The sequence below is a fragment of the Pseudomonadota bacterium genome (assembly GCA_039815145.1).
GTDB lineage: Bacteria > Pseudomonadota > Gammaproteobacteria > Steroidobacterales > JBCBZW01 > JBCBZW01.
Genome location: JBCBZW010000016.1, coordinates 1 through 12244, shown reverse-complemented (window position 1 = coordinate 12244; position 12244 = coordinate 1). Strand labels below are relative to the sequence as shown.

The 12244-nt window shown below is 67.8% G+C and carries 7 protein-coding genes; all 7 read left to right on the top strand.

The features are described 5' to 3' along the window. The first annotated feature begins 260 nt into the window (after positions 1-260). Positions 261-2312 carry a TonB-dependent receptor gene (locus AAF184_06705; protein ID MEO0422006.1) on the top strand — a complete coding sequence of 684 codons (2052 nt, stop codon included), beginning with the start codon at positions 261-263 and terminating at the stop codon, positions 2310-2312. Between the two features lie 20 nt (positions 2313-2332). Further along, entirely contained in the window at positions 2333-3406 is a 1074-nt protein-coding gene (locus AAF184_06700; protein MEO0422005.1) for an ornithine cyclodeaminase family protein, read from the top strand. A gap of 39 nt (positions 3407-3445) precedes the next feature. Next, entirely contained in the window at positions 3446-4603 is a 1158-nt protein-coding gene (locus tag AAF184_06695; GenBank protein MEO0422004.1) for an acyl-CoA dehydrogenase family protein, read from the top strand. A 16-nt stretch (positions 4604-4619) separates the two neighbouring features. Further along, positions 4620-6215, top strand: coding sequence for an amino acid adenylation domain-containing protein (locus AAF184_06690; GenBank protein MEO0422003.1), 1596 nt, complete (start codon positions 4620-4622; stop codon positions 6213-6215). Between the two features lie 27 nt (positions 6216-6242). Beyond that, the gene (locus AAF184_06685; protein ID MEO0422002.1) at positions 6243-6494 is read left to right on the top strand and encodes an acyl carrier protein; all 252 of its coding nucleotides are present in this window, start codon (positions 6243-6245) and stop codon (positions 6492-6494) included. Then, positions 6491-10714, top strand: coding sequence for an amino acid adenylation domain-containing protein (locus tag AAF184_06680; protein MEO0422001.1), 4224 nt, complete (start codon positions 6491-6493; stop codon positions 10712-10714). Before AAF184_06685 ends, AAF184_06680 begins: the two co-directional genes overlap by 4 nt. A 14-nt stretch (positions 10715-10728) precedes the next feature. Beyond that, a partial coding sequence (locus AAF184_06675; GenBank protein ID MEO0422000.1) for a condensation domain-containing protein occupies positions 10729-12244 on the top strand: 1516 nt, incomplete at its 3' end.

The window sequence follows — 12244 nt, the reverse complement described above, 5'->3', positions numbered from 1 at the left end:
ACATAACCGCCGCAATAGCTGTCGCTACGGCAGGACTGCCGTCGTTGTTCGCGTATAAACGACCGTTCGTCGCCTTAATGCCACATCTTGGCCGTAGAGTGGGACTCACAAGGATCGGACGCGGCCTGGCGGACGAATAAGGACCAGGCACGAATCACACAGAGGACACGGACGTGCGTTTTGCCCAAGTATCCGGCGCCAGACCGGACGACGTTACTGCGAACTCGAGCTCTCCTATTGCGCTGCGGCACATCGCCAGCGTGATACTCACCGCTTCCCTGTTGAGCGCCGTCGGCGCCCACGCCCACGAAGAGGAAGTGGACGAAGAGGTGGTCGTCACCGGCCGCTCCACGAGCCTGATCGGCGTCGCCTCATCGGCGTCCCAGGGATTCATCGGCCAGGACGACCTCGCGGCGCGCCCCACCCTGCGCGTGGGTGAGCTGCTCGAAGCGATTCCCGGCGCCGCCGTGACCCAACACTCCGGGCCCGGCAAGGCAAACCAGTACTTCCTGCGCGGCTTCAACCTCGACCACGGCACGGACTTTGCGGGCTTCGTCGACGGTATTCCGCTCAACCTGCCCACCCATGGCCACGGTCAGGGTTACCTCGACCTCAACCCGATCATCCCCGAGCTGGTGCAGACGGTCGATTTCGGCAAGGGCCCTTACTACGCGGACATCGGCGACTTCTCGTCCGCCGGCTACGCGCGCTACAACCTGAAGGACTCCCTGGCGGCGCCTGTCATCGAAGCCACCGTGGGCGAGTTCGGCTTCTACCGCGCGGTGCTCGCCGGCTCGAAGCAGTTTGCTGGCGATGCCAACATCCTCGGCGCGCTGGAGCTGGAGCAGTACGACGGCCCCTGGGAGCTCGACAACGACGCCCAGAAGCTCAACGCCTTTGCGCGCATCTCCGGCCACGTCGGCGACACCTTCCTGTCCCTGTCCGGATCCGTCTACGCGGCCGACTGGAACTCCACGGATCAGGTGCCCGCGCGCGCCATCGAGCAGGGCCTGATCAGCCCCTTAGGTAACATCGATCCCACCCTCGGCGGTGAGAGCGAGCGCTACAGCCTCAACTTCGAGTTTGCCGGTGATCCGCCTAATGGAGGCGGCTTCCGCGGCAACGCCTACGCCGTCGCCTCGGACTTCGAGCTGTTCTCGAATTTCACCTACTTCCTCGACGATCCCGAGAACGGCGATCAGATCACCCAGCGCGATCGTCGCCTGATCGTGGGCGGTAACTTCGAGTACGAGTTCACCAACGAGCTGTTCGGCCGCCCGTGGACCACCCGCGTGGGCACGCAGCTGCGCCACGATGAGATCTACGACGTCGCGCTGCTGCGCAGCCAGGCCCGTAACCCGATCTCCACCGTGCGTGAGGACGAGGGCAGCCAGACCAACATCGGCGTCTACGCCGACACCACCATCGAGCTCACGCCCTGGATGCGCACGACCTTGGGTCTGCGCGCCAACCAGTACTGGTTCGACATCGACGAGAGCAACATCGCCGCCAACGTGGGCGATGAGAGCGACGGCCTCGTGCAGCCCAAGGCCACCCTCGTGTTCGGCCCCTTCCGTGAGACGGAGATCTACCTGAACGCCGGCGAGGCCTTCCACAGCAACGACGCCCGCGGCACGGTCACGCGCATCGATCCGGCCAGCGGCGAGCCCGCCGATCCGGTCACGCCGCTGGTGCAGTCGCGCGGCGCGGAGATCGGTGTGCGCACGGCGATCATCCCCGGCCTGCAATCCACCCTTGCCGTCTGGTGGCTGGAGCTCGATTCGGAGCTGTTGTTCGTCGGTGATGCCGGCACCACCGAGCCGAGCGGGTCCTCCCGTCGCGTCGGTGTGGAGTGGAGCAACTTCTACCGCATCAACGAGTTCCTCACCTTCGACGCGGACATCGCCTTCACGGACTCGGAGTTCGACAACGGCGATGAGATCCCGGGCTCGGTCGGTCGGGTGATCACCAGTGGCTTCAGCTTCGATCTGCCGAGCGGCCCCTTCGGCGGTATCTACTTCCGCCACTTCGGCGACAGCCCCCTGACCGAAGACGGCAGTGTGATGGCGGATTCCACCTCGGTGGTTAACCTGCGTGCCGGCTACCGTCGCCAGCGCTTCGAAGTGGCCGTCGATGCCTTCAACCTCTTCGACTCCAACGATCCGGACATCTCCTACTTCTTCGCCTCCTGCCTGCCCACGGACCCGCAAGCGGTCTGCGGCGTGGGCAGCAGTGGTGAGGGCGTGGAAGACGTGCACATTCACCAGGTGGAGCCGCGCCAGCTAAGGGCAACGTTCACCTTGCGGTTCTGAGGATGGAACCGGGACAGGTCATGAAGACGAGAATAATAAGAAGCCAGGACCTCGCGGCGCTGGTCGCCAAGGTCGGACTGGACGAGATCATGGACCGCATGATCGAACGCTTGGCCGAGACCTGTCGCGAGTTCGACCCGCAGCGCTTCGAGGTGCGCGTGCGCGATGGCTACACCTACGAGCAACCGCGGGTGGGCCTGATCGAGTGGATGCCGGTGATGGAGGCGGGGCGTCGGGTGACGGTGAAGATGGTGGGCTACCACCCCCGTAACCCGAGCGCCTTCCAGCTGCCGACGATCCTCTCCACGGTCGGTGCCTACGACACGGACACGGGCCATCTGATCGGCCTCAGCGATGCCACCTTCCTCACCGCCGTGCGCACGGCGGCGGCCTCGGCGGTGGCGAGCCAGATTCTGGCGCGGCCGGACAGTCGCGTCCTCGGCATCGTCGGTGTCGGCGCGCAAGCCGTGTGTCACGTGCACGCTTTGAGCCGCTGCTTCCCCCTGGAGCAGGTGCTGATCTACGACGTGGACCCGGCCGCCGTGGCCTCCTTCGCCCAGCGTGTCGCGGGCCTGTCGCCGCGACCGCTGGAGATCGCGCCGGCCACGGGCGCGCAGATCCTGGCGCGCTCGGACATGCTCGTCACCGCCACGTCCGTGGCCGCCGGCGCCGGCCCGGTGGTGGACGACGGCCACTGCCAGCCGGGCCTGCACGTGAACGCCGTGGGCGCGGACTTCCCCGGTAAGACCGAGCTACCCCTCACCCTGCTCCAGCGCGCCCTCGTGTGCCCCGACTACTCGCCCCAGGCGATGAAGGAAGGCGAGTGCCAGCGCTTGGAGGCGGACCAGATCGGCCCGGATCTGCTGCAGATCACCAAGCAGGCCGCTACCATGCAGGCCCACCAGGATCGCCTCACGGTCTTCGACTCCACCGGCTTCGCCCTCGAGGACCACGTGGCCCTAGAGCTGGCCCTGGAGTGGGCTGAGCAGTTCAACCTCGGCCTCGAGCTCGACCTCGAGTCGATCAGTGACGACCCCCTGAACCCGTATCAATTCGCCGAGGTAGACCGGGCGGTAGCCGCCGTGGTGAGCTGACGGCTTCGGTATCCAGGGAAGAGTTGAGAGCGAGAGACGATGGACTTCTCCGTAGACCCGCAGAGCCAGGAGCTCATCGACGCGGCACGTGACTTCGCCAGCAAAGAGCTCGGCGCGGACCTCGTGGCTCGCGACCACCGCGGCGCCAAGGACGAAAGCGATTGGCGCGGCGACTGGAACAAGTGCGCCGACTTCGGCGTCCTCGGCCTCAACGTGCCGACCGAGTACGGCGGCCGTGGCCTCAGCACCGTCGACACCATCATGGTGCTCGAGGCGATCGGCTACGGTTGCCCGGACAACGGCCTGACGCTTGGCCTCAACGGCCAGATCTGGGCCGTGCAGGAGCCGATCCAGACCTTCGGCACCGACGAGCAGAAGCGACGCTACCTGCCGGGCCTCTCCGGCGGCCAGCTCATCGGCGCCCACGGCATGACCGAGGAAGCCTCCGGCTCCAACGCCTTTGGCCTGCGCACCGTGGCTGAGCGCGACGGCGACGACTACGTGCTCAACGGCCACAAGACCTACATCGGCCTGGGCCCCACCTGCGACCTAGCGCTGGTGTTCGCCACCACGGACCCATCCCTTGGCCAGTGGGGGCTGTCGGCCTTCCTGGTGGAAGCGACCACGCCAGGCTTCGTCCGCGGCGAACCGCAACAGAAGATGGGCCTGCGCACGGCGCCCATGGGTGAGCTCACCTTGGAGAACTGCCGTGTGCCCGCGGACGCCATGCTCGGCCCCATCGGCGCGGGTCAGAGCATCTTCCAGCACTCGATGGAGTGGGAGCGGAGTTTCATCTTCGCCAGCCACGTGGGCTCCATGGCGCGCCAGCTCGACGAGTGCGTGACCTTCGCCCGCAAGCGCGAGGTGTTCGGCCAACCCATCGCCAACTACCAGAGCATCTCCAACCGCCTGGCGGAGATGAAGCTGCGCCTGGAAACCTCCCGCCTGCTGCTCTACCGCGCCGCCTGGGCGATGGACAACGGCGGCGCGTCGGCGGCGGAGGCGGCGCTCGCCAAGCTGCACATCTCTGAAGCCTTCGTCGCCTCCAGCCTCGATGCGATGCGTATCCACGGCGGCAGGGGCTATCTCTCCGAGGCGGGCGTCGAGCGGGATCTGCGCGATGCGGCCGGTGGCGTGATCTACTCCGGCACCTCGGACATTCAGCGCCAGGTCATCGCTCGCCTGCTCGGCGTGTAGGCGGGGCGGGGTCGAGGTGCGCTACCTGCTCCATCGCCTGGTGGATGACGCGGCGGCTCGCGAGCCGTCGCGCGACGCCGTGCGCTGTCGCGGCGAGGCGCTCACCTACGAGGCCCTGGTGCGTCAGGCCAACGGCCTCGCCCACGAGCTGGTCGCGCGCGGCGTGCGTCGCGGCGATCGGGTTGGCGTGCTGCTCGGCAAGGGCGTCGCGTGCGCCGTGGCCATCCACGCCATCATGAAGGCCGGGGCTGCCTACGTGCCCCTCGATCCCGGCGCGCCGGCCCTGCGCCACGCGTTCATCGTCGAAGACGGTGGCCTAAGAGTCCTGATTACCGAGCCACGTCGCCGGCGCCAGCTCGCGCAGCTCGCCGAGGCGACGCAGGCGATCGAGCACGTGATCGGCGTGGAGGGCGAGGCTGGCGATGGCCTCACCTGGGCGCAGATCGCTGCGGGCGGGCGCGACCAGGCGCCGCCGGTGGCCGTGACCGAGCAGGATCCCTGCTACATCCTCTACTCCTCCGGCTCGACGGGCACGCCGAAGGGCATCATGCATTCCCACCGCAGTGCCATGGCCTGGGCGGAGGTGTCGGCGGCCGAGCACCAGCTGGTGCCCGACGATCGCATCAGCAACTACGCTCCCTTGCACTTCGATCTCTCCACCCTCGACTACTTCGCCGGCGCCCTAGCGGCCTGCACCATGGTGATGGTGCCCGAAGAGCATGCGCGCATGCCGGCGAGCCTTGCGCAGCTGCTGGAGGAGGAGGCCATGAGCCTCTTCTACACGGTACCCTTCGCCCTGATCCAGCTGGTGACGAGCAAGGCCCTCGAGGAGCGCCCCCTGCCGGCGTTGACGCGCGTGCTCTTCGGCGGCGAGCCGATGACCATCAAGCACCTGCGCCGCCTGCAGCAACTCCTGCCCCACGTCTCCTTCTGCAACGTATACGGCCCGACCGAGGTGAACGGTTGCACGCGCTACTACGTGCCGCCGATCGCCGCGGACGATGCGCCGTCCCTGCCCATCGGCACGCCCTACGACAACGTCGAGGCGCTGGTGATCGATGCTGACGGCCAGGGCGTCACACCCGGTGAGACCGGCGAATTGGCGATCCGCGCACCCACCATGATGCGCGGCTACTGGAATCGTGAGGATCTGATGGCGAAGGCGTACCACGACGTGGCGCGCTACCCTGCGTGTTCGCCGGATCGCTTCTACCGCACCGGTGACATCGTCATCCAACGCGACGACGGCAACTTCGACTTCCTGGGCCGGGCGGACCGCCTGATCAAGACTCGCGGTTGCCGCGTCGACCTCGACGAGATCGAGGCCACCCTCGCCGCGTGCGAGGGCGTGGAGGAGGCTGCCGTGTTCCCGGTGACCGACGGCACGGGCACGCTCGCCGTGCACGCCTCGGCGCGCCAGGCGCCCGACGGCGAGCTCGAGGCGGCGCCCCTGCAGCGCGCGCTCAAGGCACGCCTGCCCGCCTACGCGGTGCCCGTGGCCCTGACCGTCGTCGACGAGTTTCCCCGCACCACCTCGGGTAAGGTGGACCGACGTGCGCTACGGCTAGCGGCCGAAGCCCACCACGACAACAACAACGCGCAGCCTGCTTGAGGGTCAAGCGCGAGCACAGTGAATGCCATGCGACAGCAAGTAATCGACTTCATCAACGACGATCTCCTGGCGGACCAGGACGACGTGACCATCGGCGGCGACGACGAACTGCTCGTCGACGGCTACCTCGATTCCCTCGGCGTCATGCGCCTGGTGACCTTCATCGACAGCGAACTCGGCCTCGCCGTGCCGCCGCAGGACATCACGATCGAGAACTTCCGCTCCGTCGATGTGCTCGTGGCCTACCTCGAAGCCCGCCAAGGGGTCGCGACGCAATGACCGCCGACACGTCGACCGGTGATGCCCTCACCGGTCGATGGATCGACGACATCGAGGCGGCCAGCAACCTCACGCGCAGCCAGTTCCTGATCTGGATGGGGCAGCAGGTGGAGCCCACCTCGCCGCTCTACAACATGGTGTTCGCCTTCCGCCTGCAGGGCGTCCTCGACGCTGAGCGTTTCGCGGGGGCGTTCGAGGCCCTGGTAGCCGAGTGCGACGCCTTGCGCACGGTGCTGCGCGAAGCGGACAGCGTGCCGCAGCAGCAGGTGCTGGCGGCGAGCGAATTCCCGCCCCTCGACCAGGTGAACTTCGCCTCCCGCGACGACGCCGAGGCGGCCTGCGAACGCTGGGTGCACGAGCGTGCCCGCGTGCCCGTCACCCTGTCGCATTGCCTCTACGAGAGCGCGCTCCTGCGCATCGGTCCGACGCACCACGTGTGGTTCTTGAAGCTGCACCACGTGGTGAGCGACGCCTGGGCGTCCGCCTTGTTGTGCGAGCGCTTGTTCGCCCACTACGAGGGTGCTGCGTCGAGCGAGACGGAGGTGCCTGCCTACGCGGACTATGTCGCCCGCGAGCGCAGTGCGCGCGATCGCAAGTCTTACGCCAGCGCACGGGCCTACTGGGAGGCGTTGCTCGCCAAGCCCGCCGATCGGCAGCCCTTCTACGGCACCACGGGCGGCATCGGCCGCAACTCGCGCACGCGCCGCCTGCGCCTCCCCCTAGGCGCCGATCGCTCGGCCGCCCTGCGCGATCTCGCCATGGCGCCGGGCATGCAGCTGCTGAACGAAGAGCTGAGTCTCTTTCGTCTGACCGCCACCGCGGTCCTGGCTCTGCTGCAGCGGATCAGCGGGGCGAAGCGCCTGGGGCTCGGCGTGCCGATGCACAACCGCCTCTCGGCGCGCGACAAGCTCACGCCGGGCCTCTACATGGAGGTCTTTCCGCTGAAGGTGGACGTCGAGACCGACGAGACCTTCTCGTCCCTCGCGGCGAAGGTGGGCCAAGCCGTGGTGGATACGCTGCGCCACGGGCTCCCCGGCACCAGCACGGCGGCGAGCAACACGGCCTACGACGTCCTGCTGAATTTCGTCACCGCGCGCATGCAGGCGCCACCCGGGCTCGACATGGACACCGATTGGGTGCACGCGGGCGCTGGCGATGCTGCCCACAAGCTGCGCATTCAAGTCCACGATTTCGATGGCCAGGGCGAGCTCTGCGTCGACCTGGATGCGAACGAAGGCGTGTTCTCCCCGGCGGCCCAAGATCTGCTCGCGCAGCACTTCTTCGCCATCATCGACGCGCTGATCCGCGAGTCGGAGCAGCCGATCCGGCGCTGTAACCTGTCCACGGCGAACGAGCGCCAGCAGCAGCTGATTGCCTTCAACGACACGCGGCATCCCGAGCTAGTGCAGGCCGGCGACGTAGACGAGGCGTTCCGGGCGCAGGTGGCCCGCACGCCAACCGCGCCGGCCCTTCGTTGCGATGAGCTCACCTGGAGCTACGCCGAGCTCGATCAGCGAGTGAACGATCTCGCTAGCTACCTGCTGGCGCAAGGTCACGGTCCGGGGGCTGTACTGGCGCTGGCCCTGCCGCGCTCGCCCCAGGCGCTGGTGGCGATGCTGGCAAGCCTGCGAGTGGGGGGTGCGTACCTACCCCTAGACATCCGCCATCCACCGGCACGCCTCGCCGCGATTCTAGACGATCTGTCGCACTCACCCCTGCGCCTCACCGGGGTGCTGGCGGCGCCGTCGATGAGCGAACGTCTCCCGTCGCAGTACCCGGTCATCGACGCAGCGGCTGCCCCCGAGCACGCTGAGGCGGTGACGCCCGCCGGCGCGCCCCAAGATCTCGCCTACCTGATCTACACCTCCGGCTCCACCGGCACGCCGAAGGGGGTGCAGATCTCCCGCGCGGCTCTCAGCAACTACCTGCTGTGGGCGCGCGGCCAGTACTGTGAAGGCGGTGCGAAGGACTTCGCCCTGCACACGTCCCTCGCCGTCGACCTCACGGTCACCAGCCTCTACACGCCGCTCCTGTGCGGCGGTGCCGTGGTGGTGTATCTGGATGAGGGAGACAACGATCTGCCCGTCCTGCGCGTCTTCGAGGACGATGCGGTGGACGTGGTCAAGCTCACACCGGCCCACTTGGAGCTGATTCGAGAGCTCGGCGGCAAGGCGCAGGGAATCCGTACGCTGATCCTTGGCGGTGAGGACCTGAAGACGGACCTCGCCCGCGCCGTGTCCGATCAGTTCCCCGACACGCTCGCGCTCTACAACGAGTACGGCCCGACGGAAGCCACCGTCGGGTGCATGATCCACCGCTTCGACGCGAAGCAGGACATCGCCGCGTCGGTGCCGATCGGGCGACCGATCGCCAACGCCCAGATCTTCCTGCTCGATGAGTACGGCGATCCCGTGCCGACGGGACTGCTCGGTGAGATCTGCATCGGCGGTGTCGGCGTCGCCGACGGTTACGTGAATCGGGCCGAACTCACGGCGCAACGCTTCATCGAGGCGACTGCTCTCGACGGCGCGCGCGTGTATCGCACGGGCGATCTCGGCCGCTGGACCGTGGATGGGCGTCTCGAGTATCTGGGTCGCGGCGACGCTCAGGTAAAGGTGCGCGGGGCGCGTATCGAGCTCGCCGAGGTGGAAGCGGCTGCCGTGGCGCACCCGCAGGTGGGGCAGGCGGTGGCGGTGGTGGTCGACCGCGCGGCGCAAGATCCCGTGCGCTTCTGTCAGCGCTGCGGCATGCCCTCGAACTACCCCGGGATCGTCTTCAACGACGCGGACGTGTGCAGCATGTGCGTGACCTTCGAACGTCACGCGGTGGAGGCCCAGGCCTACTTCCAGCCGCGCGAGGCGCTGGAGGAGATCGCAGGCCTGATGCGCGCCCAACGTCAAGGGGATTACGATTGCATCGTGCTCCTCTCCGGGGGCAAGGACAGCACCTATATGATCTATCAGGTCGCCGCCATGGGCCTCAAGATCCTGGCGCTGACCCTCGACAACGGCTTCATCTCGGAAGGGGCGCTCGAGAACACCCGTCAGGTGGCCAAGGCCCTCGGCGTGGATCAGGTGATGGCGCGCACGCCGCACATGAACGCGATCTTCGCCGACAGCCTGCGTCGCCACAGCAACGTCTGCCACGGCTGCTTCAAGACCATCTACACCCTCGCCATCAACGAAGCGCGCCAACGCAACATCGGCTACATCGTCACCGGCCTGTCGCGCGGGCAGATCTTCGAGACACGCCTCGATGAGATGTTCCGCCATCGCCAGTTCGATGTGACCAAGGTGGAGCGGGCCATCATTGATGCGCGCAAGGTCTACCATCGCATCGACGACGCCGTCGCCCAGCACCTGGACGTCTCCGCCTTCGACGATGACAGGGTCTTCGAGCAGATCCAGTTCGTCGACTTCTACCGCTATTGGGACGTGCCCCTCGATGAGGTGTACGCGTACCTGGAGACGAACACGCCCTGGCAGCGACCGGTCGACACGGGGCGTTCCACCAACTGCCTGATCAACGAAGCGGGTATCTACGTGCACCGCAAGGAGCGCGGGTACCACAACTACGCGCTGCCCTACAGCTGGGACGTGCGCCTTCGCCACAAGACCCGCGAGGCAGCGTTGCACGAGCTCGACGATGAGATCGACACCCGTCGCGTGCGCGAGATCCTGAGCGAGGTGGGCTATCGCGAGCCGCCCGCGCGCGACGAGGCGCGTCTGGCGCTCTACGTCACGGCTGCGGATGGCGCGCTGTCGAACGAGGCCCTGCGCCAGCACCTCGCCACGACGCTACCCGACGAGATGATGCCGGCCTACCTCGTGCCCCTGGACGCCATGCCCCTGGCGGCCACCGGCAAGGTGGACCGCAAGGCCCTACCCAAGCCCTGGGAGCTGGCAGGTGCGGGGAGTGTAGGGCCCTTCGTGGCACCGGCCACGGAAGTGGAGCAGCAGCTGGCCGCCGTGTGGAGCGCGCTGCTCGGCGTGGAGCAGGTGGGCGTGCACGATGATTTCTTCGATCTCGGTGGTGCTTCTCTGACGGCGATCCAGGCCCTCGCGCGGATCCGCGATGCCTTCGATGTGGAGCTGCCCCTACAGAGTTTCTTCGCTGCTCCGACGCTGGGTGCGGTGGCGCAGGCGGTGGAGACGGCGCTGATCGCGCAAATCGAGTCGCTCTCAGACGAGGAGGTCGAACGCCTCCTCGACGAGTCCTAGGCGGGTCGCGGGAGATGGCCGACGCCACCGGTAACGATGATCGCCGCGAGCGCCTCGACGCGGCACGCCGCGAGCTCCTGAAGCGCCGCCTGCAGGGCAGCGCTGCGTCCGCCGCGCCGGCGAGCGCCGACGTGCCTGCCCTGGTGCCGCGCGAGGATCGCGCCGAGGCGCCCGCGTCCTACGCGCAGGCGCGCCTGTACTTCCTCGATCAACTGCACGGCGCCGGTGCCGCCTACCACATGGTGCTGGGCCTGCGTCTGCGCGGCGCGTTGGACCGCGACGCCCTGCAAAGGGCCTTGGACATCCTGGTCCACCGCCATGCGAGCCTGCGTACCACCTTCGAGGTGCGCGGCAGCGAACTCGTGCAGCGCGTGGCACCTCCTTCGCCGTTGGTGCTCGATACGCGCGATGTGTCCCAGGCCTCGGATGTCGATGGTGCCCAGCACGAGGCGATCCGCAGACTCGTGCAGCAACCGTTCTCCCTGGCCCAGGGGCCGCTGGTGCGGGCCGGGCTCATCGCCCTGGGCGCGCACGAGCACGTGTTGGTGCTGGTGCTACATCACATCATCGCGGACGAGTGGTCCCTAGGCGTACTGCGCCGGGAGTTGGCCACGGCCTACGCTCACGGCGGCGGCGACGAAGGCCTGCCGGCGGTCGTCGACGTGGACTACGGCGACTACGCCCTTTGGCAGCGCGAGCAAATCGAGCGCCATCGCGACGCGCAGCTCGCGTTCTGGCGGGACAAGCTGAGCGACCTGGACGATTCCTGCGCCGCCCTGCCTGGGGACTTTCGGCGCCCCACGCGGGCCAGCCTGCGCGGCGGTTGGCAGCAGCGCCGCCTGGATCCGGCCCTGGCGAGTGCCGTGGCGACCCTCGCCCGCCGCCACCAGGCGACGCCGTACATGGTGTTGCTGGCCGCCTTCCTCGCCGTGCTCTACCGCCTGAGCGGGCAATCGGACGTGCGGGTCGGCACACCGGTGGCCTCCCGTGCGCCGGCGCAGACCGACGCCATGGTGGGCCTGTTCCTGAACAGCGTCGTCATTCGCGAGCAGTTCGATGGCGCCGAGTCCTTCGAACAGCTCCTGGCGCGGGTACGCGCAACGGCCCTGGCGGCCGTCGATCACCAGGCCTTGCCCTTCGAAGTGCTGGTGGCCGAGCTGCAGCCCGGACGCGACCTCGGCGCCAACCCGCTGTTCCAGACCATGTTCGTGTTGGAGAGCGACGAGGGCGCGGACACCCGCTTCGGCGAGCTCACGCAGGAGCGCTTGGTCGTAGAGTCCGGCTTCGCCAAGCTCGACCTCACCTGCTTCGTAAACATCGACGACGGGCAGCTCACGGTGTCCGCCGAGTACGCCACCGACCTCTACGATGCATCCACCGCCACCATGTTGCTCGACGCTTACGGCGAGTTCCTGAGCGGCGTGGTAGCTACCCCGGGCGCGAGCATCGATAGCGTGCCGCTGGTGAGTCCGACCGAGGCCGATGCCCTGCGGGCGCGCTCGCGCGGCAAGGCGCTGCCTATCGGCGAGG

What these genes read in the sequence shown, in the direction of transcription:
- AAF184_06695 (MEO0422004.1), top strand. Translation starts at nt 3,446, where the DNA reads ATGGACTTCTCCGTAGACCCGCAGAGCCAGGAGCTCATCGACGCGGCA.
- AAF184_06685 (MEO0422002.1), top strand. Translation starts at nt 6,243, where the DNA reads ATGCGACAGCAAGTAATCGACTTCATCAACGACGATCTCCTGGCGGAC.
- AAF184_06700 (MEO0422005.1), top strand. Translation starts at nt 2,333, where the DNA reads ATGAAGACGAGAATAATAAGAAGCCAGGACCTCGCGGCGCTGGTCGCC.
- AAF184_06680 (MEO0422001.1), top strand. Translation starts at nt 6,491, where the DNA reads ATGACCGCCGACACGTCGACCGGTGATGCCCTCACCGGTCGATGGATC.